The organism is Exiguobacterium sp. EF_C8 (assembly GCF_054956715.1).
The window spans coordinates 1,035,896-1,055,925 of the sequence record NZ_CM143264.1; the positions used below are offsets into that span (position 1 = coordinate 1,035,896).

Annotated in this window: 23 protein-coding genes; 21 read left to right on the top strand and 2 right to left on the bottom strand. The window is 47.7% G+C overall.

The genetic code is table 11. The features are described from left to right. The first annotated feature begins 99 nt into the window (after positions 1-99). The 11 genes from ACY2IG_RS05355 to ACY2IG_RS05405 all read left to right on the top strand — a co-directional run bounded on the left by ACY2IG_RS05355 (position 100) and on the right by ACY2IG_RS05405 (position 9,564). Positions 100-1,539, top strand: coding sequence for an NADP-dependent glyceraldehyde-3-phosphate dehydrogenase (locus ACY2IG_RS05355; protein WP_290786336.1), 1,440 nt, complete (start codon positions 100-102; stop codon positions 1,537-1,539). 173 nt (positions 1,540-1,712) lie between these two features. Further along, on the top strand, positions 1,713-2,684 hold the full coding sequence (locus tag ACY2IG_RS05360; RefSeq protein WP_462618450.1) for an MBL fold metallo-hydrolase: 972 nt from the start codon (positions 1,713-1,715) through the stop codon (positions 2,682-2,684). Next, positions 2,684-3,442: an SDR family NAD(P)-dependent oxidoreductase gene (locus tag ACY2IG_RS05365; RefSeq protein WP_462618451.1), complete on the top strand. Its 759-nt coding sequence runs from the start codon at positions 2,684-2,686 to the stop codon at positions 3,440-3,442. Before ACY2IG_RS05360 ends, ACY2IG_RS05365 begins: the two co-directional genes overlap by 1 nt. A gap of 19 nt (positions 3,443-3,461) precedes the next feature. Further along, the gene (locus ACY2IG_RS05370; RefSeq protein WP_035408940.1) at positions 3,462-4,658 is read left to right on the top strand and encodes an ABC transporter substrate-binding protein; all 1,197 of its coding nucleotides are present in this window, start codon (positions 3,462-3,464) and stop codon (positions 4,656-4,658) included. After that, positions 4,645-5,403, top strand: a complete 759-nt coding sequence (locus ACY2IG_RS05375; RefSeq protein ID WP_329470412.1) for an ABC transporter permease — start codon at positions 4,645-4,647, stop codon at positions 5,401-5,403. The genes ACY2IG_RS05370 and ACY2IG_RS05375 overlap by 14 nt, the downstream gene beginning before the upstream one ends. After that, a complete protein-coding gene (locus tag ACY2IG_RS05380) occupies positions 5,400-6,146 on the top strand; it encodes an ABC transporter permease subunit (RefSeq protein ID WP_329470414.1) in 747 nt (248 codons plus the stop codon). The genes ACY2IG_RS05375 and ACY2IG_RS05380 overlap by 4 nt, the downstream gene beginning before the upstream one ends. Next, positions 6,118-7,005, top strand: a complete 888-nt coding sequence (locus tag ACY2IG_RS05385) for an ABC transporter ATP-binding protein (RefSeq protein WP_035408932.1) — start codon at positions 6,118-6,120, stop codon at positions 7,003-7,005. Before ACY2IG_RS05380 ends, ACY2IG_RS05385 begins: the two co-directional genes overlap by 29 nt. A gap of 1 nt (position 7,006) precedes the next feature. Continuing rightward, positions 7,007-7,588: a CDP-alcohol phosphatidyltransferase family protein gene (locus ACY2IG_RS05390; RefSeq protein WP_035408929.1), complete on the top strand. Its 582-nt coding sequence runs from the start codon at positions 7,007-7,009 to the stop codon at positions 7,586-7,588. Beyond that, positions 7,585-8,175, top strand: a complete 591-nt coding sequence (locus ACY2IG_RS05395) for an NUDIX hydrolase (protein WP_035408926.1) — start codon at positions 7,585-7,587, stop codon at positions 8,173-8,175. Before ACY2IG_RS05390 ends, ACY2IG_RS05395 begins: the two co-directional genes overlap by 4 nt. A gap of 155 nt (positions 8,176-8,330) precedes the next feature. Beyond that, positions 8,331-8,867 (top strand): PadR family transcriptional regulator, encoded by a 537-nt coding sequence (locus ACY2IG_RS05400; RefSeq protein WP_035408921.1) that lies wholly within the window; start codon positions 8,331-8,333, stop codon positions 8,865-8,867. 79 nt (positions 8,868-8,946) lie between these two features. Beyond that, the gene (locus ACY2IG_RS05405; RefSeq protein WP_462618452.1) at positions 8,947-9,564 is read left to right on the top strand and encodes a hypothetical protein; all 618 of its coding nucleotides are present in this window, start codon (positions 8,947-8,949) and stop codon (positions 9,562-9,564) included. Between the two features lie 67 nt (positions 9,565-9,631). Here the strand turns inward: ACY2IG_RS05405 and ACY2IG_RS05410 are convergent, their stop codons facing one another. Beyond that, complete coding sequence (locus ACY2IG_RS05410) at positions 9,632-10,291, bottom strand: type 1 glutamine amidotransferase domain-containing protein (protein ID WP_375091464.1); 660 nt, start codon at positions 10,289-10,291, stop codon at positions 9,632-9,634. 67 nt (positions 10,292-10,358) lie between these two features. Next, the gene (locus tag ACY2IG_RS05415) at positions 10,359-11,213 is read right to left on the bottom strand and encodes an aldo/keto reductase (protein ID WP_308101223.1); all 855 of its coding nucleotides are present in this window, start codon (positions 11,211-11,213) and stop codon (positions 10,359-10,361) included. 167 nt (positions 11,214-11,380) lie between these two features. Here ACY2IG_RS05415 and ACY2IG_RS05420 point away from each other — a divergent pair, with 167 nt between their 5' ends. The 10 genes from ACY2IG_RS05420 to ACY2IG_RS05465 all read left to right on the top strand — a co-directional run bounded on the left by ACY2IG_RS05420 (position 11,381) and on the right by ACY2IG_RS05465 (position 19,978). Beyond that, positions 11,381-11,911 carry an NUDIX domain-containing protein gene (locus tag ACY2IG_RS05420; protein WP_035408909.1) on the top strand — a complete coding sequence of 177 codons (531 nt, stop codon included), beginning with the start codon at positions 11,381-11,383 and terminating at the stop codon, positions 11,909-11,911. Positions 11,912-12,012: 101 nt separating this feature from the next. Further along, positions 12,013-12,495 (top strand): ferric iron uptake transcriptional regulator, encoded by a 483-nt coding sequence (gene fur, locus ACY2IG_RS05425; RefSeq protein WP_023467675.1) that lies wholly within the window; start codon positions 12,013-12,015, stop codon positions 12,493-12,495. 125 nt (positions 12,496-12,620) lie between these two features. Further along, positions 12,621-13,505: a site-specific tyrosine recombinase XerD gene (gene xerD / locus ACY2IG_RS05430; protein WP_056060398.1), complete on the top strand. Its 885-nt coding sequence runs from the start codon at positions 12,621-12,623 to the stop codon at positions 13,503-13,505. A 117-nt stretch (positions 13,506-13,622) separates the two neighbouring features. Further along, positions 13,623-14,795: a phosphopentomutase gene (gene deoB / locus ACY2IG_RS05435; RefSeq protein WP_368915707.1), complete on the top strand. Its 1,173-nt coding sequence runs from the start codon at positions 13,623-13,625 to the stop codon at positions 14,793-14,795. 18 nt (positions 14,796-14,813) lie between these two features. After that, positions 14,814-15,626 (top strand): purine-nucleoside phosphorylase, encoded by an 813-nt coding sequence (locus ACY2IG_RS05440; protein WP_029341181.1) that lies wholly within the window; start codon positions 14,814-14,816, stop codon positions 15,624-15,626. Positions 15,627-15,672: 46 nt separating this feature from the next. After that, entirely contained in the window at positions 15,673-16,974 is a 1,302-nt protein-coding gene (locus tag ACY2IG_RS05445) for a pyrimidine-nucleoside phosphorylase (RefSeq protein ID WP_023467679.1), read from the top strand. A gap of 105 nt (positions 16,975-17,079) precedes the next feature. Next, on the top strand, positions 17,080-17,724 hold the full coding sequence (locus tag ACY2IG_RS05450; protein ID WP_462618453.1) for a hypothetical protein: 645 nt from the start codon (positions 17,080-17,082) through the stop codon (positions 17,722-17,724). Positions 17,725-17,807: 83 nt separating this feature from the next. Beyond that, entirely contained in the window at positions 17,808-18,812 is a 1,005-nt protein-coding gene (locus tag ACY2IG_RS05455; RefSeq protein WP_462618454.1) for a S66 family peptidase, read from the top strand. 103 nt (positions 18,813-18,915) lie between these two features. Continuing rightward, positions 18,916-19,353, top strand: a complete 438-nt coding sequence (locus ACY2IG_RS05460) for a peptidylprolyl isomerase (protein ID WP_023467682.1) — start codon at positions 18,916-18,918, stop codon at positions 19,351-19,353. 97 nt (positions 19,354-19,450) lie between these two features. Then, entirely contained in the window at positions 19,451-19,978 is a 528-nt protein-coding gene (locus ACY2IG_RS05465; RefSeq protein ID WP_035398198.1) for a type 1 glutamine amidotransferase domain-containing protein, read from the top strand. Positions 19,979-20,030: the final 52 nt, after the last annotated feature.

Consider the following 20,030-nt stretch of genomic DNA (forward strand, 5'->3'; position numbering starts at 1 on the left):
AAGCAAAAAGTTTGGCATTTGTCAGACCAATTGATTACAATAAGCTATGCAGCCACACACTGAAATGAGAGAGATAAAAATAAATGGAGGTAGAGTGGAATGACTACAGCAACAACCTACACGTTTTTACTAGATGGAAAATGGCATGAAAGTGAATCAAAAGAGACGATTGAAATCTCTTCACCATATAAAGAGGATCTTGTCGGTCGTGTTCAAGCGATGACAAAATCAGAAGTCGATCGTGCCATCGCTTCAGCGAAAGCGGCACAAGCAGAGTGGGCAAAACAACCAGCGAACAAACGGGCTGAACTGCTTCACGCTTGGGCAACGGAACTCGAGAAACGTGCGGACGAAATCGGTGAAGTCATCATGCGCGAAGTCGGTAAAGGACGTGCAGATGGCGTCAAAGAAGTCAAACGGACAGCTGAAATCATTCGCTACACTGCGGAAGAAGGTCTCCGTTTCGACGGTCAGATGATGCAAGGGGATTCGTTCCCAGGCGGTAGCGCGAAAAAAATCGCGGTCATCAAAAAAGCGCCACTCGGTGTCGTGCTTGCCATCTCACCGTTCAACTACCCAGTTAACTTGGCAGCAGCGAAACTCGCACCTGCACTCATGACAGGGAACGCCGTCGTCTTTAAACCGGCAACACAAGGTTCAATCAGCGGTATCTTAATGGTCGAGGCACTCGTCGCAGCAGGCCTTCCAGCTGGACTCGTAAACATCGTCACAGGTCGTGGATCAGTCATCGGTGATTACTTGACAGCTCATCCGGGAATCAACATGATCACATTCACAGGTGGTACAGGAACAGGACAACATTTATCACGTCAATCTGCAATGATTCCACTTGTCCTTGAACTCGGTGGAAAAGACCCAGCACTCGTTCTTGAGGATGCGAACCTGTCCCTTGCAGCAGATCACATCATCAGTGGTGCATTCTCTTACTCAGGTCAACGTTGTACAGCAATCAAACGTGTCTTCGTTCTCGATCACCAAGCGGATGCGCTTATTGAAGAACTTAAGACTCGAATTGCAAAATTGACAGTCGGTTCACCTGAACAAGAAAGTGTCGTCGTACCACTCATCGATACGAAATCAGCGGACTTCGTCGAAGGCTTGATTACGGACGCAACAGACAAGGGCGCAACGCTCGTCACAGGTGGCGGACGTACAGCGAACTTGATCGAACCAACACTTCTTGACAACGTGACACGTGACATGCGCGTCGCTTGGGAAGAGCCGTTCGGACCAGTTCTTCCAATTATTCGTGTTAACTCGGTCGACGAAATGATCGCATACTCGAACGAATCAGAATACGGTCTTCAAGCAAGTGTCTTCACGGAAAACATCGATGCTGCGTTTGCGGTAGCGGACGCGCTTGAAACAGGTTCTGTTCAAATCAATGGACGTACGGAACGTGGTCCTGACCACTTCCCATTCATCGGTGTTAAATCATCGGGTCTTGGTGTTCAAGGTGTCGGACGTAGCTTAGCTTCGATGACACGCGACAAATTAACAGTCCTCAACTTAAAATAAGTTTTTGACCGACCTTTCAATCTGCGGAAAGGTCGGTTTTTTGTGCATCCATTTCTTATACTCTAGCGTAAGCTAGACAACAAATATCATCCGTTGACGCACAAAGTTTGGCGCTATAGCTTCATTCTCTCTATAATGAAAGAAAATGGACGAGAGAAAAGAGGCGTGTAGGCATGACTGTATCAGACGAAATCATCCCGATTCCGATTCCCACACCATTTCCTGTAGGGGACGTGAACTGTTATGTGTTACGAACGGAAGGGGAAAACATCCTCATTGATTGTGGACCCGATACACTCGAGGCGTGGCAAATGATGCAACAGACGCTTGCGCGACACGATTTGAGGGTTGAGGATTTAGATCGTGTCATCGTGACGCATCACCATGCGGATCATGCTGGGATGGCACATCGATTTTCAGAGAAAGGCATTCCTGTCTATGGACATGCGCGGTTGCGTCCGTATTTGGAACAGGACGAGACGTTCCTAAACAATGGGGACGTGTTCTTACGTCGACTGGCGACTTCATTTGGTGTTCCGTCAGCGATTCAAGAGATGTTACCGAGCTATCAATCTGCCTTAAAATGGCTTGGAAAAGGTCAGCTTGATTTCATATTAAAGGAAGGCGACGCAATTACACCTTCTGGGCGATATCGCGTCATCGAACTGCCGGGTCATTCGAGTGACCAAATCGGAATTTTAAGCGACGATGGTATATTGTTCGCGGCGGACCATTTGCTGGACCGGGTCGAACCGAACCCGTTGCTTGAACAACCGCAACCGGGTGATGACGTGCTCGTGAAACGACCTGTTCTTGCGTATCTCGACTCCTTGGAAAAACTGCAAGGAGAACAGATCCGAATTGCGTATACCGGTCATGGTGATCCGATTCGCGATGTCGCGGCACTCGTTGAAGAACGATTGATGCAACGCAAGGCACGCGGCGATCAACTGTTAAAGTATTTTTCAGAAGAGCATACGTTATTTGAATTAGCACAAGTGACGTATGGGAATCGATTAAAAAAATCATTCCCACTCGTCATGAGTGAAATGAAGGCACGTCTTGATACGCTTGTCGCACGTGGTGCGATTAGGGTTGAGAAACGATCTGGTATCCTCTACTATTCGAAAATGGAGGAAGTTTAATGCAACTCATCAACCGGACGATCGTCATCACCGGTGCTTCAAGTGGACTCGGGGAAGCACTGGCGCGCACTCTGCATAAAGAAGGGGGAAACTTGATTTTAATCGCACGACGCGAGGATCGATTACAAACGTTAGCATCTGAACTCCAGGCAGACTACCTGGTCTACGATTTGGAAGTGGCGCCCGAAATTCTTGCGAAAACACTCGCAAATCGTTATGGACGAATCGATATTTTGATTAATAACGCAGGTTTCGGGGAATTCAGCTTCCTAGACGATACCTCGATTGAAACGATCGAATCGATGCACCGAATCAATGTCTTAAGTCCTGTTCGTCTAACGAAAGCGTGCCTTCCGTTACTTCGAGAAGGCGGCATGATCGTCAATGTCGCGAGTCAGGCAGGAAAGTTGCCGACACCGAAGTCGACGATCTATTGCATGACAAAAGCTGCTATGTTGCAGTTTTCGAATGCGTTACGTCTGGAGTTACGTCCAAAAGGCATCCACGTCATGACGGTCAACCCAGGACCGATTGCGACGGAATTTTTTGTTCGAGCTGACATCAGCCGAAAATATGAAAAAAACGTGGCTTCGATCGTCTTATCGAAAGAACAACTCGCACTGACCGTCGTTCGGGCGATGCGTCGCCGAAAGCGAGAGGTCAATGCGCCGTGGTGGATGGAGCTTTCCGCAAAAGGGTACGGCGTCATGCCGCGGCTGATTGAATGGTTAGGAAAATCAGGTTTTGACAAAAAGTGATGACGGAGGAGAACAACGAATGAAAACAAAAGTAATGAGCTTTCTTGCATTAGGTACCTTGCTTGCCGGGTGCGGGACGCCGGATGCGACACCGGAACCGAAAAACGTTTTAGGAACCGCTTATCAGACGATTGAGAAAGAAGCAGAAAAATCAACGGTTCGGATGTACATGTGGGGGGGCGATGACGGAATCAACGCCTATATCGATGAATATGTGACGCCCCGTCTGAAGAAGGAACATAATATTACACTCGAACGCGTTCCGATCGAGACGGCAGACATTATTCAAAAATTACGTGCTGAGAAAAAGGCAGGTAAGGAAAAAGGCGTCATCGATGTCGTCTGGATTAATGGCGATAACTTCTTGAATGCTAAAAAAGATGAGTTACTTTATGGGGAAATTACAAAAGTTCTTCCAAACATGAAATACGTTGATGCTGCCGCCCAAAGTTCAGATAGCGGTACGAAAACAGACGGGCTCGAAGCCGCATGGGGAAAAGTCCAATATACGTTGCACTATGACGCAGCTGATGTAAAGTCGCCACCAAAGGACTTACAAGCGTTGAAGTCTTGGGTCAAGGAAAATCCAGGACGCTTCACGTATCCAGAAGTGACGGATTTTACAGGAAACGCCTTCGTCCGTCACGTCATGTATGGTGTCGAATCGAACGCGACCCTAAAAGACCCAAAAGCAGACTTCAAGAAGACATGGGCTTACCTGAACGAAATCAAACCGTACCTCTGGAAAAAGGGGAAAACGTATCCGAAGACGCTTGCGCAACTCGATCAGTTATACGCGAAGGGAGACGTCGACTTCACGATGGGCTTCAACGAACGACGGGCAGAACAAGAAGTGAAGTCAGGAACGTTTCCGAAACAAACGCGTCCGATTGTTTTGAAGGATGGCTCAATCGCATCGACCCATTTCCTTTCCGTACCATTCAACGCACCGAACCCGAGAGGTGCACTCGTTACGATCAATACGCTGTTGTCACCAGAGGCACAATTGAAAAAATATGATGCGACTTACTGGGGCGATGGAACGAGTCTCGATTTGTCGACACTTGATCAGGCAGAACAAAAGCAGTTCGCTGATGTACCGGCCGCACCGTCGACACCGAAGCCGAGTGTCTTTGAAGGGAAAGTCCGGACGGAACTAGATCCATCGGTCTTCGAGATGATCCGTAAGGAATGGCCGTCTCGTGTGGCGCGGTAACATATATCCTGCTGCAATTCTGATGGCAGGGATGGTCTTATACGGGCTGTGGGTCAGTGTTTCAATGACGTCACCCACCGACTATCATGAGCTACTGACGGATGACGTCTTTTTAGAGAGTCTAACCGTCAGTAGTTACGTTGCCATCGTGAGTACGGGCATTGCCTTGATCATCGGTGTGATGCTCGCACGAATCTTGAGCAGAACACGGCTAGCGGTGTTGCTCGCGATTCCGTTATTCATTCCTCATCTAGGAGCGGCGTATCTCGCAATCCTCTACCTCAGTGATGTGCCGATCATCGGACCGCATGAAGGGAACTACATCAGTGTCATCTTGACGTATCTATATAAAGAAATTCCGTTCGTCTTTTTTTATCTCTTACCGGTTGTACGACGTCTCGATCCACGTTACCAAGAACTCGGTATGATGCTCGATTTATCGCCAGTGCGCCGATTCTGGCATGCACGGGGTGTGTTCCTGCTCGTTCCCATGCTTGAAGCCGGCTTTATCTTACTTGCCTTTATTTTATTCGCGTATGAAATTCCGGCATTACTCGGCGTGACCTATCCGAAATTACTTGGCGTCTATGCCTTTGACTTATACACACAAGGTGATTTATCGGAACAACCGCTCGCTTTTGCGATGAGTGTCGTCTTGACGGGTGGACTTTTCCTCTTACTAGTGCTCATGACGGGTTTAACCCGCCCGTTGGCAACGAAGATCAGTAGGGGGCGAAGTGAATGAAAAAAACTAGCGTCATCGTATGTATTGTTCTTCTTTTCAACGTTCCATTGATCGGTTTAATTCCGGGAGAATGGAATTGGAATCCGCGTCTTGAAGCAACGCTTGGTACGACCATTGCAATGGTCTGTGCCGTTATATTGTTAAATCATCTCTTCGGATACATGGCAGGAAAAGCGATCGCTTTTCAAACCGGGACACGCATTCGTATAGCAGAGTTCTTGATTAGTTTGCCGCTATTCGTTCCCGTCTTATTGTTGTCGTTCGGTCTCTATTTGACATGGATCCGGCTCGGTCTGGCAGATCGTTTTTTCGGTGTACTGCTCGTGTTGCTTCTGCCGACATTGCCATATACAGTCCGTTTGTACACGAACGGATTTCAGACGCTCGGTGAGCGGATGCTCGAACAGATGGTCTTGCTCGAAGGAAATCGATTCAAACGTTGGTTTTATTTGACGGGACCGATGTTACGATCGACATTACAGTCGGTGACGTTGCTCGTCACCGTGATCACGATCAGTCAATATGCTCTTGTTGCGTTGATTGGAGGCGGAATCGTCCGCATGATCGCACTGGAAGTGTTCCCGGCGTATTCTGGTAATTCCCAGGAGGCAGCTCGTCTGGCGACACTTTGGTTGATTGGATTACCTATTCTTTTTTATGTATTACAAGCCGTTATTTTTTCTGGCTGGATACGAATCGTACGGAGGCGTTTAAATGGAAGTCACGATACAACAAGTCAATAAACGATTTGGAAGCAAACAAGTGTTGTCTGATATCGATGTAAGCATCGCGTCTGGACAATGCGTGGCTTTAGTCGGACCGAGTGGTAGCGGGAAAACGACGCTTCTCCGCCTGATTGCGGGTCTCGAACGTGTGACGAGTGGAGTGATTCGATTCGGGGAACGAGACGTCACGACACTCTCTCCGAATCAACGAGGTGTGACGATGATGTTTCAACGCTCTTTATTGTTTCCGCATTTGAACGTTGAACAAAACATTCGCCTCGGTGCGAAACAGTTAACACCGATCGAACTTGATTCTTGGTTATATCGCGTTGGACTCGAGGGGAGAGGACGAAGTGCCATCCACGAACTTTCAGGTGGTGAACAGCAACGTGCGAGTCTAGCTCGTGCGCTGGCGAGTCAGCCGGACTTCTTGTTGCTCGATGAACCGTTCTCGAGTCTAGATGTACCGAGACGACGAGAACTTCGGACATTGATCCGAAAGTTGACCGAGGAACAAGGCGTCACGACACTGCTTGTCACGCATGACCGGGAAGAGGCAATGGCGATGGCAGATGTCATTTATGTTTTGGAACAAGGACGGATCGTGGATCGCGGCACACCGATCACGCTCAGTCAGACAAGTCCGTTTTTCGGTGAAGGCATCTACATCGAAGCGACTTGGTATCCGTTGACGTCAGTTAACTTGGTCTCAAGACCGACGAAGGAAACGGATGAGCGTGTTACGATTACGAAAGAACTCATTCAATATGGCGTTCGGTTCTACGAAGTGGAACGGCCATCAGGCGAACGGCTCGTACTTTCTTCAGACGAGACGATTCATTCGATAGAAGGGTATATCGTTAGAAAGGAGGGGTGACATGTTAGATACGCGTGCGCGTAAAATCGTTCAACCCCTGTTTGATCAAGGGGCGACCTTATTTAAGAAAATTGGATTATCAGCGACGCAGGTGACGATCATTTCGGGCATCATCGGTGGTGCGACAGGCTTTTTCGTCTATAACGACATGATGGGAACGGCAATTGTCCTATTGTGGATCTCGGGTATGCTCGACGTTATTGATGGCACGATGGCAAGAAAAGAGAAGACAACACCAATTGGTACGATTCTTGATCTTGTTCTCGACCGAATTGTCGAACTGTCAGTGTTAATTGGTCTCGCACTCCGGTTTCCGGAAACGCAGGTTGTGATTCTGTTACTTGTCGCATCATTCGTCATTGGGATGACGATGTTCCTTGCGATCGGAGCAGTTAGTGAGAACTACGGTTACAAGTCGTTTCAATATCAACCAGGACTCATCGAACGAACGGAAGGATTTCTATTCTTGACGGCGATGATTCTGTTTCCAAGTGCTATCATCTGGATCGCAAGTGTCTTCTTGATCGCTGAACTCTATACGGTTGGAGAACGATTCCATCAAGCATCGAAGGTGTTACGATGAGTGAACAAGAGATGATCATGACGGTGGACCGAGCTGGGAATCCGCTCGGACCGCGTCCGCGATCAGAAGTCCACGCAAAAGGTCTATGGCATGAAACGTTTCATTGTTTCGTCTATGATCCAACGCGGGACGTCGTGTTGCTCCAGCAACGTTCTGAACAAAAGAAGGACTTTCCGGGAATGCTCGATATCACGGCAGCCGGTCATCTGCTTGCAAATGAGACGGTTGAAGATGGTGTCCGGGAACTCGAAGAAGAGATTGGTTTAGCTTATACCTTTGATCAACTAATACCTCTTGGAGTTCAGGAGGAGGAGTTTCGGGATGCGACACTTTGGGATTGTGAACGATGCCATGTGTTTCTCGCACAAAGTGATCAAGCGTTAGAATCGTATATGCTCCAGGAAACCGAAGTGAAACGATTAATCGCTTTTTCGATTGAGCAGTTGGATCGCATCGCTGACGTGACGATTGAGCGTATTCAGGATAAAACAGGAGAATGGTTCGATCGTCATCAATTCGTTCCGCATCCTTCTTCTTACTGGAAACATGTCCAACAGGGAATCGAAAGATTACGTAACCTAAGCTAATCTTGAGAATCATGACACAGAACGACCTACGATCGAATGTGATGTCGACGTAGGTCGTTTTCATTCGTACATTTGTTCGACACGAGAGTAGCGAAATTCAGGTATATTTGAGATAATTAAGTATATATACAAAAGAAGGAAAGAAGGTGCAGCCAGTGGCATTACGATTTGCACTACTCGGGCTGCTGACCCAAGGGGAAGCGACCGGTTATGATTTGAGCGCGACTTTTAAAAAACAGATGATCCACTTCTGGACCGCACATCATACACAAATATACCGAGAGTTGTTAAAAATGGAAGAGGCAGAACTTGTGACGAGCGTTCATATCGTTCAAGAAGATCTGCCGGATAAGAAAGTCTATTCGATCACGGATAAAGGGCGGACGGAGCTCGTCGAATGGTTACGGACACCGAATGAATTCAAACCGAAGATGAAGGATGAGAACTTGATGCGTGTCTCGCTCTTGCATCTGCTCCCACCAGAGGAAGCTGTCGCTTATCTAGAAGAATCGAAGCGACACCATCAATTTGCCGTCGAGATGATGCAAAGTTGGCGTCACGATCATCTCGAGAACGGTGCGACACTAGGTGAGACCTTGACGAGTGAATACGGCTTGCGTATGATGTTGAATTACTTGGACTGGTGTGATTGGGCGATCGCGGAAATCAAAAAAAACGGAGCGAACGTCTAACAAAACTGGCTCGACTGTCATGTAGATGGCGGATTCGAGCCAGTCTTGTTTTTGATGAGATGAAGTAAGGAGTTAAACCATGTACTTTAATGATTACGAAGACTGGATCGAAGAAGAGGCAGAAGCGTTATTTCACCTACATGAAGAACCGTTGACGCGAGAAGCGACGTCGTATTCGCAATTTACGGCGTATGTAGAGGAGGTACTCCTCGAGCCATTATTACTCAAATTACGCTGGCTCGGAGAAGCGGAAGAAGAGGAGATTCTAGAACAGGCGGATCCAACCGTCTGGAAGAATGCTTCGGGCAATTCGGAAGCCTCACTTCGTCGAGATGTATTACGACGAGTCGTCGAGCGAGACTTGACGGCGCATATCCTTGCGTACCTGACACCGATTCTTGAAGCTAGACAAACAGCTTATGAGACAGAATTAGAACAGCTTCAATTGGCCCATGCTGAACAAATGGATGAGGTCAAACAGCATGAGCAACAGATTGAGATCGGACCACCACCTGAGAAAATTAAAAAGTGGTGGTATTTCAAAGAAAAAGAAGTAGCTCGTTCCTTTACAGAGGAAGAACGATCAATGCTGCGAGCTCAACAGCAACAACTTGAAAACGAGTTAAAGCGGCTTGAACGAAAAAAGCGTGAGACAGAAGCCAATCTCGAACGATTGGATTCACTTCATCGGTTATAATTCACGTGAAAAAATGGAGCAGGCGACATACCGTCGCCTGCTCCATTTTCTATAAGCACTGTTCCTATTAAGCTTGTGTAGCCAGTTTCGCAAGGACTAGTTTTGCGACTGCTTCACTTGAAGCCGGATTTTGTCCTGTAACGACATTGCCATCGATGACAGCGAACTCTTTACCAGCATCCGATGTCAGGAAAGTAGCCCCTTCACTGCGAAGTGTCGTCTCGAGCAAGAATGGTACTTTATCTTCGAGACCTGTTGATTTTTCCTCTTCATCTGTAAAGCCGTTGATTTGACGACCTGATACGAAGGGTTTGCCATCGATCATGACGTGCGCGAAGGCAGCAGGACCATGACAGACCGATGCGACGACGCCGTCTTTTTTGATGACAGCTTCGATGGCACTCGCCACTTGTGGGTTATTCGGGAAGTCGACCACCGCACCGTGACCACCTGGGAAGTAGACAGCGTCAAATGATGCTGGATCTACTTCAGAAAGTGCTTTCGTATCGTGCAATGCACGGCGAGCATCTTGGAATTTCGGTAAGATTTCTTTGACGATCGATGCTTTATCAATTGGAACATCTCCGCCTTTGATGGACGTGACCGTCACGTCATGTCCTGCATCTTTGAACAGGTTGTAGGGTGCTGCGAACTCCTCGAACCATAATCCTGTTTTGTGACCATTCATGTCATCTGCGCTTGTTGATACGATTAAAATACGTGCCATAATAAAACTCCTCCTCTGTATGAACGTTACAAAGAAGGAGATTCCCGGAGAAATGGGGTGTTAAACCTTACCGGTGTTCGGTATAGTGATGAACTGGCAGTGTAGCAAGCGCCTGGTCGATCTGAGCTTGCGAAACCGGCTCTTTCATCGCTTGGACGTTCGCTTGAAGTTGCGACACGCTTGACGCACCTGGAAGGACGATATCGACCTGTTGATCGATTGCTTGCAATGCAAGCGCTGGAAGCGGGAAGTTTTGTAATTGTTGTAGACTGGCTTCGAGCGTCTCTTTATCGAACTGTTCGAAACGATCAACCGACTGCAGGCGTGAGGCACTTTCGTGTGTCAACAGTCCTTTTGCCAGTGGACCGCGGGCAACGACTTGGATGTTTTTCTTTTTTAAGCGTGGTAACAACTCTTCGATGCGACGATCTAGCAATGAATAAGGCGTCATCAAGTAAGAGAAATTACTATGCTCAAGCCAATATTCGATGACGTTCGGTCGCAATGACGAGAGACCATATTCCTTGATTTTCCCCTCTGCTTTTAAGTCTTCCATCGCGCGAATCGATGCGTCGATATCGTCGTCCATCGTGCCACCATGGACGTAATATAGGTCGAGGTAAGGTGTTTCGAGTCGATTTAAACTTTCAAGACAGGCTTGCTTCAAATAGTCATAACTCGGATCCCAAGTCCAACCGGTTCCGGTCGCATTCATTCGATTGCCACCTTTTGAGGCAAGAAACAATCGACTACGATCCTCTTGCGCGAAGGTTTGACCGATAATCGATTCGACGGCTCCGTTTGCATAGACATCCGCTGTGTCGAAATGGGTGATACCCGCGTCGAGTGCCGTCCGCAGGATTGCTGCCGCTTCTTCCTGTCCGCGTTTTAAGATCGTCATCGTACCTAATCCTAATGACATGTTCAATTCCCTCTTTTCTTAAATGAACTGTAAGTTTGGAACTTCTGCATTCTAGTGTATCATATCTTATGAAAAAGACGGCTTGAAGTCTTGCGGCAATACGTCGGAAACGGCATACTAATCATGACAGAGAACGTAAACTAGGATAGAAGAGGGGAACACTACCGATGGAAGAAAAAACGATTGAACGTGAAGTGATCTATGAAGGAAAAGTTTTTGATGTCGAGAAACATGTCGTCACGTTACCGAACGGTAATACCTCGGTTCGTGAACTGGTCTATCATAATGGTGCCGTCGCCATCATCGCTTTTGATGAACAAGGGGATCTGATTGTCGTTGAACAATATCGGAAGGCGTTCGAGAGTCTATCGATCGAGATACCAGCGGGCAAACTCGAGAAAGGTGAAGATCCACTCGATTGTGCCGGACGTGAATTAAAGGAAGAAACAGGTTACGTCGCGAAAGAGTTACGACATGTCTTTGATTTCTACGGTGCGCCTGGTTTCTGTAGCGAACGTGTACATATCTATGAAGCGATTGGTCTTACTGCCGGTGATCGTCAGCTCGATGAAGATGAGTTCCTTGAGAACAAAACATTGAAGCTTGAACAAGCGCTCGAACTCGTAGCAAACGGAACGATTGTCGACGCGAAGACGATCATGGCGATTCAGCATTGGCAGATCCGTACTTTAAAATGATTCTCATTTAAATGATTTTCAGTTGATAATCATTTTAATTTGAAAAAAGACTGAGTTTCAGCTATGATAATAGCATCAGTTCGAACAAAGGGGGCGCTATGATGGAAAGTCGTGTAGAACGCATCAAAAAACAGCTAAGCGGTAAAGGATATAAGCTGACTCCCCAACGTGAAGCGACTGTGCGTGTCCTGCTCGAACATGAGTCGGATCACCTCAGTGCCGAAAATGTCTTTCTCCTTGTAAAAGAAAAGAACTCCGACATCGGACTTGCGACGGTTTACCGGACGCTCGAATTATTGACGGAGCTCGAAGTCGTCGATAAGGTCAACTTCGGAGATGGCGTATCCCGGTTTGATTTACGACAAGAAGGTGCGAGTCATTCGCATCACCATCTCGTCTGTATCGAATGTGGATCCGTCGAAGAGATTTTAGACGATATGCTTGAAGAAGTAGAGAAAGAAATCGTGTCCCGATTCCATTTCAAAATCAAGGATCACCGCCTGACATTCCATGGCGTCTGCCGTGTCTGCCAAGAGCGTCACGCTCGGGAAGCGTTGGAACAATCGCAAACACAAACAGTCTGACCGTCCGAGGAAATTTCGGATGGTTTTTCTTTTTCGATTTTTATAGGTCAGACCTCTTCACAACGGTTTACACCTTTGATATGATGGGAAAGTAAGCGATTTCGTAAACGAAGAGGATGAGTTCAGTGCGTGAACAACTGGAAGCATTTATCAACTATTTAGTGATTGAACGGCAAATGTCCGCGAATACGGCAGCTGCGTATCGAAATGATTTGAATCAATACTTACAGACGCTCGAAACAGCGGAAGTTTCTTCGTTTGAACAGGTTCACCGACATCATATCGTCGACCACATTGAACGATTGCTTGAAGCACGCAAGTCACGATCGACGGTCCGCCGGGCGACGAGCTCAATCCGTTCGTTCCATCAATATCTGGTCGAAGAGAAACTAACGACGCATGATCCGTCCCGTCATCTTGATTTACCGAAACCGGAGAAGAAGCTTCCCGTCGTCTGGAGTCAAACCGACGTCGAACGTTTACTTGATTCGGTCGTCGGTGTCGATCCGCTTACACGACGAGATGCAGCAATGCTTGAGCTTCTCTATGGAACAGGGATGCGCGTCAGCGAACTGCTACAACTGAAGTTGAACGATTTGCAACTCGAACTAGGGTATCTGTCGTGTATCGGGAAAGGGAACAAGTCCCGTATCATCCCGATGAGTTCGACATCGATTGAAAGCGTCAGGACATATCTTGACCTCGCGCGTAATAGTCTCGGTGGTCAACAGACGGACGATGTCTTCTTGAACAGTCGCGGTGATCGTTTATCACGACAAGGTTTTTGGAAGATGATCAAACGACGGGCAAAGGAAGCCGGTATCGAAAAAGAAATCACGCCGCATGTCTTGCGTCATTCGTTCGCGACCCATCTTCTTGAAAATGGTGCTGATCTACGCGTCGTGCAAGAGATGCTAGGGCATGCTGATTTGTCGACGACACAAATGTATACACACGTCAATAAAGCACGACTCCATGACGTGTATAAGAAACATCATCCACGGGCATGATGGTTCTATCTTTTAAAGGTCTGACTTCAGACAATTAATGCGTTTTGTCTAGTTCCTTTACGGGAAAATTCGTAACGGGAATCGCACAACTACAGCTCGTAATAGGAGGAATAGCAAATGGCTCAATCATTTAAACGTGTATTTTTGATCGTCATGGACTCCGTAGGAATCGGAGAAGCACCGGATGCTGAACAATTCGGAGATCTTGGTTCACATACGCTTGGTCACATCGCGCGTGAACGTAGCGGATTAAACATGCCGAACATGGCAAAGCTCGGACTTTCACATATCGAGCCGGTCGAAGGTGTCTCGGCTGAAGAAGCACCGCTTGCGGCATACGGGAAAATGCAGGAAGTATCTGCAGGGAAAGATACAATGACAGGGCACTGGGAGATCATGGGATTGCGGATTGATACACCATTCCGTGTCTTCGAAAAATTCCCAGATGATTTGATTCATCGCTTAGAAGAGTTCTCAGGGCGGAAGATCATCGGGAATAAACCGGCTTCTGGTACGGAAATCTTAGACGAACTTGGACAAGAACATGTTGAAACAGGCGCCTTGATCGTCTATACGTCGGCAGACTCTGTCCTTCAAATCGCAGCTCATGAAGAAGTCGTTCCATTAGAGGAACTGTACCGGATTTGTGAATATGCACGCGATATTACGCGGGATGACCCGTACATGCTCGGTCGTATCATCGCACGTCCATTCCTTGGTGAGGCAGGAGCATGGGTTCGGACAGCGAACCGTCACGACTATGCCCTTAAACCATTCGACCGGACAGTCATGAACGAACTTGAGACAGCTGGACTTGATGTCATCTCACTCGGTAAGATTGCTGATATCTATGACGGCGAAGGCGTGACCGATGCGATCCGTACGAAGTCGAACATGGACGGCATGGATCAACTCGTGAAGCAACTCGATCGAGACTTCAACGGACTCTGCTTCTTGAACCTCGTCGATTTCGATGCGTTGTTCGGACACCGTCGCGATCCGCAAGGTTACGGACAAGCACTCGAAGAGTTCGATGCCCGTCTTCCGGAAGTGTTTGATCGCTTGAAAGAAGATGATCTCTTGATCATCACGGCTGACCATGGAAACGACCCGGTTCATGCTGGGACAGACCACACGCGAGAATACGTACCGTTGCTTGCTTATCACAAAAACAGTGTCGCAAAACCGCTCGGTATCCGTGAGACGTTCGCTGATCTTGGGGCAACGGTTGCTGAAAACTTCGGTGTCAAAATGCCGGCACACGGAACAAGCTTTTTAACAGAACTATAATTCGAGGGAGCGATTCAGATGACAGTCAACTGGAATGAAACACGTTCGTTTTTAGAAAGCAAGATGCAGGCGAAACCGGAAATCGGATTGATTCTCGGTTCAGGACTGGGTGTCCTCGCTGATGAGATCGAAAACCCGATCGCAATTCCATACCATGAAATCCCGAACTTCCCGGTCTCAACGGTTGAAGGACACGCCGGACAACTCGTCTTCGGAACACTTGAAGGGAAACAAGTCGTTGCGATGCAAGGACGATTCCACTTCTACGAAGGATACTCGATGGACATGGTCACATTCCCAGTACGCGTCATGAAAGCGATCGGCGTCGAGACATTGATCGTCACGAACGCAGCGGGTGCTTGTAACGAAGCGTTCGAACCAGGTGATTTGATGTTGATCACGGATCACATCAACTTCTTCGGTACGAACCCATTGATCGGTAAGAACGTCGACGAGATGGGACCACGTTTCCCGGATATGTCGAAGCCGTATGATGCGGAATTACTTCGTCTTGCACAGGAAACAGCGGACGAGCTCGGAATTCGTGTCCGTCAAGGTGTCTACTTCGGAAATACTGGTCCGACGTATGAGACGCCAGCAGAAGTCAAGATGGCACGGATGCTTGGAGGAGACGTCGTCGGTATGTCGACGGTCCCTGAAGTCATCGTTGCCCGTCATTCAGATATGCGTGTCCTTGGGATTTCGTGTGTCTCGAACATGGCAGCAGGTATTCTCGATCAACCGTTACATCATGATGAAGTCATCGAAACGACAGAACGTGTCCGAGCACACTTCCTATCGCTTGTTCGCGGTTCGATCAAAAAAATGTAACGACTGTTTTAAAACTCACAAACCACTCCTGAGGAGGAACTAGATTATGCGTATGGTAGATTTGATTGCAACAAAACGAGACGGTGGCGAACTCGCAACAGCTGATATTCAAGCAATGGTAGAAGGATTCACGAATGGTGAGATTCCAGATTATCAAATGTCAGCGATGTCGATGGCGATTTTCTATCAAGGAATGTCAGATCGTGAAATCGCTGATTTGACGATGGCGATGGTCAACTCGGGCGACGTGATCGACCTTTCACGTATCCACGGGAAAAAAGTCGACAAACACTCAACAGGCGGTGTCGGTGACAAAATCAGTCTGATCGTCGCACCACTCGTTGCGTCAATCGGTATTCCGGTTGCGAAGATGAGCGGTCGTGGACTCGGTCATACAGGTGGAACAATCGACAAACTCGAAGCGTTCCCTGGTTTTGACGTTGAACTTTCAGAAGAAGCATTCGTCTCACAAGTCAACGACATCAAGATGGCGATCATCGGTCAAACAGGTAACTTGACGCCTGCAGACAAAAAACTCTACGCATTACGTGACGTCACTGCGACAGTAAATTCGATCCCATTGATCGCAAGTTCAATCATGTCGAAAAAGATCGCAGCAGGAGCAGACAGCATCGTACTCGACGTGAAGACCGGTTCTGGTGCCTTTATGAAATCGTTCGAAGATGCTAAAGCACTCGCGACAGAGATGGTCTCGATCGGTAAGAGCGTCAATCGTAAGACGGTTGCTGTCATTACAGACATGGATCAGCCGCTCGGCTTTGAAATCGGGAACGCAAACGAAGTCAAGGAAGCAATCGAAGTCCTTCAAGGAAAAGATGTCCGTGACTTGAAAGTCATCGCATTGACGATTGCATCACACATGGCAGTCCTCGGTGAGTTCTACCCGACGTTCGATGAAGCGTATGCGGATCTCGAAACACGTCTCGGTAACGGCGCAGCACTTGACGTCTTCAAAAAGTTTATCGCAGCGCAAGGCGGCGACGCGTCACTCGTTGACGACATGACAAAAGCTCTTGAAACGAAATACGAAAAAACATTCGTTGCTTCAAAAGCCGGTTACGTTTCTGAAATCATCGCTGACGAAGTCGGTGTTGCGGCAATGATCCTCGGTGCTGGACGCGCGACGAAAGCAGATGAGATCGACCACGCAGCAAGCGTCACGCTGCATAAAAAAGTCGGCGATCGTGTCGAAGTCGGCGATGTCATCGCAACGCTTCGTTCAAACAAAGAAACGCTCGACCAAGCGATCGAAAAAATGGATCATGCGTATCACATTAGTGAAACGAAACCGGCAGAACGTCCGCTCGTTCACGCTGTCATTCAGTAAGCAATCCAATCAGCAATACTTGAGTAGTGGACTTCGTCCGCTACTCTTTTTTTATGATAAAATTGAAGGTGTAAAAATATGGGTTTTTTAATAAGGGGTGAGTGCATGAAACATTGGTTGATTGGAATTGTCAGTCTAATTGGAGTCATCGGGGGTGGCGCATTGATGATGACGTACGCTTTTACACAGGACATGGACTCGGATGAAACGAGAGAGGCTGAAATACAACAAAAAGCAAAGACTTACTTAGAGAAGCATCTTCCGAAAGCGAAGGTGACTGGCAGTATTTACGACAATATGGGTAATTTTTCGTTTGAGTACGCAGCACGAGCGATTGACGAAAAAACGAATACTGAGTTTTTCGTATATCAAGATGAGGAGTCGGGAAGGTTCGTCGATACGTATCATGCGTCACTTTGGGAAGATCAGTTAGAACGACGGATCACGTTGCCTACTCTTAATGATGTGAACGCGGAACTAGATATGGTGGTACTGTTTGATAACGATAAGATTCAACAGCTTGGTAATGCGCGTTTTGATTCAAAGGCTTATTTACGTACGGAAGTCGCTCCGACGATTTTAATTAGCGTTCCACGCAAGCAAAGCGAACAGGATAAAACGCAGATTACAGCGTGGGCAAAGTCGTTGCGCGAACAAAAGATCCTTCAATACATGACGGTCAAGGTTGACTATGTCTCGGAAAAAGGTGAGTTACTGGAGGACGGGAATTCGTTGTTCGTAACGTTATAAAATGGATTAAAAAATGAAAGTACGCGGTTCCCTTTCGATTTGTTATACTGGAAATACTTGTAATGAAAAAGGGGGGAACTTTCATGAAACCACCACGCTTACAAAAAGGAGATAAGATTGCTATCGTCTCACCGGCGTCTGCAATTGCTGCATACGTGCCACGTCGTCTCGCTCGCGGTATCGCGACACTTGAAAAAATGGGATTCGAGGTCGTCTTGATGCCGAACGCAACAGCTGTCCATAGTCATACGGCAGGAACGATCGGCGAACGGCTGCAAGATTTACATATGGCGTTTGCCGATCCGTCGATTAAGGCGGTCATCTCGACAATCGGTGGGTTTAACTCGCACCAATTACTCGATGAACTTGATTATGAGTTGATCCGAAACAATCCGAAGATCTTCGTCGGATACAGTGATATCACCGCATTGTTTGCTGGCATCTATCAGCAGACAGGATTGACGACGTTCGTCGGACCCGCATTGCTGACGCAGTTCGGTCAATTTGATGGTCTTGATCCGTATACGGAAGAGTCATTCACTCGTACGTTCATGCAGACGGAACCGATCGGTCGGATCGAAGCATCGGAGGAGTGGACGGACGAGATTTTACGCTGGGACGTCGCAGATGACCGAAGACGAGAGCATCAAGTGAACGCGGGATATACGATCGTTAAGACCGGTGTCGCAGAAGGTCCGATTCTGACGGGGAACACGGGAACACTTTTGCTGCTTGCTGGGACACCATACTTGCCATCATTTGACGGTGTCGTCTTGATGCTTGAGGATGACGAAAGTGAGACACCAGAAACGATCGACCGGTATTTCACGCAATTGCGACACATGGGTGCGTATGACAAGATTGCGGCACTCGTCGTCGGACGCTTCCCGCGCAAAGTCGATTTTGATCCGGACTTCCCGCTCAAAGACATCATTCTGCGCGCGACACGGGGCTATGATTTCCCAATCGTTCTCGATGCGGACTTCGGACATACGGATCCTGTTGTGACACTCGCGAATGGAATTCAAATTCGTGTCGAAGTAACAGATTCGGTGACACTTGATGTGTTAGAGGCAGCCGTCGAGTAAAAAGGTCTGCACGATGCCCTGAAATTTGGTACACTGTACCATGGAATCACGATCTTGAATCGTGACGAATCTCTTGCTGAAAAGCACGAAAGGTTGGTCAAACATGCAAAAAACTGGTCATATCTTATTAGAAGATGGAAATAAAATCGAATTCGAATTGTTCAACGATGAAGCACCGATCACGACTGAAAACTTCGAAAACCTTGCAAACTCGAACTTCTACGATGGATTGAACTTCCACCGTGTCATCCCAGGCTTCGTCTCACAAGGCGGATGCCCAATCGGAAACGGTACAGGCGGTTCAGGAAAAACGATTCCTTGCGAAACGTCTACATCATACCCACACAAACACAAAGCGGGTTCACTTTCGATGGCACACGCTGGTCGTAACACTGGATCAAGCCAGTTCTTCATCGTACATGAGCCACAACCGCACCTCGACGGTGTACACACAGTCTTCGGACAAGTGACTTCAGGTCTCGAACATGCACAAAAAATGAAGCAAGGCGCTGGCATCAAAGAAATCCGCGTCGAAGCATAAGTTCTTGCTCCTCTTCAAACGTTTGAAGAGGAGTTTTTCTTTTTTTAGAAGCGGGTACAATCAGTAAGGGAACTCAACTTGTAAAGGAGTGTTTGTCATGCGTTTAGAAGGAAAACGAATCATCCAAGTCGTCAGCAATGACTTCGAGGATTTAGAATTATGGTATCCTGTCCATCGCTTACGTGAAGAAGGCGCGATCGTCGACATCGTCGGTGAGAAGGCAGATGAGACGTATATTGGGAAGTACGGTGTTCCGATCAAATCGAATAAGACGTTCGATGAGATCAATCCAGCAGAATACGATGCGATTCTTGTTCCGGGTGGTTGGTCACCCGATCTGTTACGCCGCTTTGACTCTGTCCTGAACATGGTGCGTCATTTTGACCAGAACAAACAACCAATTGGTCAAATCTGCCACGCTGGTTGGGTGTTGATCTCTGCTGGCATCTTAAAAGGTGTTAATGTCACGAGTACGCCAGGAATCAAGGATGACATGACGAATGCAGGTGCGATTTGGCACGATGAAGCCGTCGTCGTCGACGGACATATCGTCTCGAGCCGTCGCCCGCCTGATCTACCAGATTACATGCGTGCTTTCATCCAAGTGATGGAAGAACAAGCATGATTCAGATGCAGGGGACGTCACATGACGGTCTCCTGCCTTTTTCATGGATTAT

Excerpts from the sequence above, each read along its gene's own strand:
- ACY2IG_RS05360 (WP_462618450.1), top strand. The coding sequence starts at position 1,713 with ATGACTGTATCAGACGAAATCATCCCGATTCCGATTCCCACACCATTT.
- ACY2IG_RS05365 (WP_462618451.1), top strand. The coding sequence starts at position 2,684 with ATGCAACTCATCAACCGGACGATCGTCATCACCGGTGCTTCAAGTGGA.
- ACY2IG_RS05455 (WP_462618454.1), top strand. The coding sequence starts at position 17,808 with ATGAAACCACCACGCTTACAAAAAGGAGATAAGATTGCTATCGTCTCA.
- ACY2IG_RS05380 (WP_329470414.1), top strand. The coding sequence starts at position 5,400 with ATGAAAAAAACTAGCGTCATCGTATGTATTGTTCTTCTTTTCAACGTT.
- ACY2IG_RS05385 (WP_035408932.1), top strand. The coding sequence starts at position 6,118 with ATGGAAGTCACGATACAACAAGTCAATAAACGATTTGGAAGCAAACAA.
- ACY2IG_RS05465 (WP_035398198.1), top strand. The coding sequence starts at position 19,451 with ATGCGTTTAGAAGGAAAACGAATCATCCAAGTCGTCAGCAATGACTTC.
- ACY2IG_RS05390 (WP_035408929.1), top strand. The coding sequence starts at position 7,007 with ATGTTAGATACGCGTGCGCGTAAAATCGTTCAACCCCTGTTTGATCAA.
- ACY2IG_RS05415 (WP_308101223.1), bottom strand. The coding sequence starts at position 11,213 with ATGTCATTAGGATTAGGTACGATGACGATCTTAAAACGCGGACAGGAA.
- ACY2IG_RS05420 (WP_035408909.1), top strand. The coding sequence starts at position 11,381 with ATGGAAGAAAAAACGATTGAACGTGAAGTGATCTATGAAGGAAAAGTT.
- fur (WP_023467675.1), top strand. The coding sequence starts at position 12,013 with ATGGAAAGTCGTGTAGAACGCATCAAAAAACAGCTAAGCGGTAAAGGA.
- ACY2IG_RS05450 (WP_462618453.1), top strand. The coding sequence starts at position 17,080 with ATGAAACATTGGTTGATTGGAATTGTCAGTCTAATTGGAGTCATCGGG.
- ACY2IG_RS05440 (WP_029341181.1), top strand. The coding sequence starts at position 14,814 with ATGACAGTCAACTGGAATGAAACACGTTCGTTTTTAGAAAGCAAGATG.
- ACY2IG_RS05460 (WP_023467682.1), top strand. The coding sequence starts at position 18,916 with ATGCAAAAAACTGGTCATATCTTATTAGAAGATGGAAATAAAATCGAA.
- ACY2IG_RS05370 (WP_035408940.1), top strand. The coding sequence starts at position 3,462 with ATGAAAACAAAAGTAATGAGCTTTCTTGCATTAGGTACCTTGCTTGCC.
- ACY2IG_RS05355 (WP_290786336.1), top strand. The coding sequence starts at position 100 with ATGACTACAGCAACAACCTACACGTTTTTACTAGATGGAAAATGGCAT.
- ACY2IG_RS05445 (WP_023467679.1), top strand. The coding sequence starts at position 15,673 with ATGCGTATGGTAGATTTGATTGCAACAAAACGAGACGGTGGCGAACTC.
- deoB (WP_368915707.1), top strand. The coding sequence starts at position 13,623 with ATGGCTCAATCATTTAAACGTGTATTTTTGATCGTCATGGACTCCGTA.
- ACY2IG_RS05410 (WP_375091464.1), bottom strand. The coding sequence starts at position 10,291 with ATGGCACGTATTTTAATCGTATCAACAAGCGCAGATGACATGAATGGT.
- ACY2IG_RS05395 (WP_035408926.1), top strand. The coding sequence starts at position 7,585 with ATGAGTGAACAAGAGATGATCATGACGGTGGACCGAGCTGGGAATCCG.
- ACY2IG_RS05405 (WP_462618452.1), top strand. The coding sequence starts at position 8,947 with ATGTACTTTAATGATTACGAAGACTGGATCGAAGAAGAGGCAGAAGCG.